General features: G+C 79.3%; 1 protein-coding gene. It reads right to left on the reverse strand.

Annotation, left to right across the window (positions count from 1 at the left end):
* Positions 1 to 1,651 (reverse strand): polyketide synthase dehydratase domain-containing protein (locus RKE29_RS29780; protein WP_312008828.1); only part of this gene is annotated, 1,651 nt, incomplete at both ends.

Here is a 1,651-nt window from a genome sequence, read left to right on the forward strand (position 1 = left end):
CAGGTGCCGGGCCAGCAGGCCGCCCAGCGCGCCGGTGCCGCCGGTGATCAGGACCGTGCCCGCCGTGTCCAGCGGCCCGCCGTCGGCGGGCGCGGAGGCGGCGGCGCGCGCCAGCCGGGGCACCAGGGCCGCGCCCTCGCGGACGGCGGCCTGCGGCTCCTCGGCCGCCACAGCCGCGGCGACCGCGCCGGCCAGGGCCTCGCGCGAGACGTCCAGACCGTCGGTGTCCACGATCAGGAACCGGCCGGGGTTCTCCGACTGCGCCGAGCGCAGCAGGCCCCACAGGGAGGCGCGGGCCAGGTCGGTGACGTCCTCGTCGGCCCGGNCCGGCGCGTGCGCCAGGTCGGTGACGTCCTCGCCGGTACGGGTGGACACCGCGCCCCGGGTGACGACCACCAGGCGGGAGCCGGCGGTCCGCTCGTCGGCGAGCCAGGCCTGCACCAGGCTCAGCGCCTCCGCCGTCGCCGCGCGCGCGGCCGCCGCGAGCCCGCCGTCCGCCGGCGTGCCGGCGCGGACGGCCACCACGACCTCGGGCGCGGCGCCGTCGGCGAACAGCGACTCCAGGTCGGGGGCGTGCCGGACCGTGTCGAACAGCCCGTCCCGCGTCTCCCGCGGCGTGCCGAGCACCGCCCAGCCGCCGGTGTCCGCGGTGCCGCCGGTCACCGGCAGCGCGGTCCACTCGGTGCGGAACAGCGCGTTGTGGGTGGTGTCCGCGGCGCCGGTGAGCTGCTGGGACGCCACCGGGCGCAGGGTCAGCGACTCGACCGAGGCGACCGGTGCGCCGGCGGCGTCGGCGATGGTCACCGACACCGCGTCCGCTCCGGCCGGGGCGACCCGTACCCGTACGGACGCGGCGCCGACCGCGTGCAGGGCGATGCCGCTCCAGGCGAACGGCAGGCGCACCGGCGCGCCCTCGGCCCCGTCCAGCGCGCTCAGCAGCGCGGGGTGGAGCGCGGCGTCCAGCAGGGCCGGGTGGATGCCGAACCGGCCCGCGTCCTGGCCCTGCTCGTCGGCCAGGGCCACCTCGGCGTAGATCTCCTCGCCGACGTGCCAGGCGGCACGCAGGCCCTGGAAGGCGGGCCCGTAGCCGTAGCCGATGTCGGCGACCCGCTCGTAGAAGGCGTCCAGGTCGACGCGCTCCGCGCCGCGCGGCGGCCAGGCGGTCAGGTCCGCGCCCGCCGGTGAGCCGGGGGCCGCCACGCCGAGCAGGCCGGTGGCGTGCCGGGTCCACGGCTCGTCGGTGTCGGCCGCGTCCGTCGCCTCGGGCCGGGAGTACACCGCGACCTGCCCCTGCCCGCTGGCGTCCGGGGCCTCCACGGCCACCTGCAACTGGACACCGCCGCGCTCGGGCAGGAGCAGCGGGGCCTCCAGCGTCAGCTCCTCCAGCCGGTCGCAGCCGACCGCCTCGCCCGCCCGCAGGGCCAGCTCCACGAACGCCGCGCCGGGCAGCAGCACGCTGCCCAGGGCGGCGTGGTCGGCGAGCCACGGGTGCGACTGGAGCGACAGGCGGCCGGTCAGCAGGACGTCGCCGCCGTCGGCGACCTGCACCGCGGCGCCCAGCAGCGGGTGGTGGGCGGCGCCCAGGCCCAGGCCGCCGGGGTCGCCGGTGCCGGTGGTCGTGGTCTCCAGCCAGTAGCGCTGGCGCTGGAAG

It is taken from the genome of Streptomyces sp. B1866 (genome assembly GCF_031932565.1).
Taxonomy (GTDB): domain Bacteria; phylum Actinomycetota; class Actinomycetes; order Streptomycetales; family Streptomycetaceae; genus Streptomyces.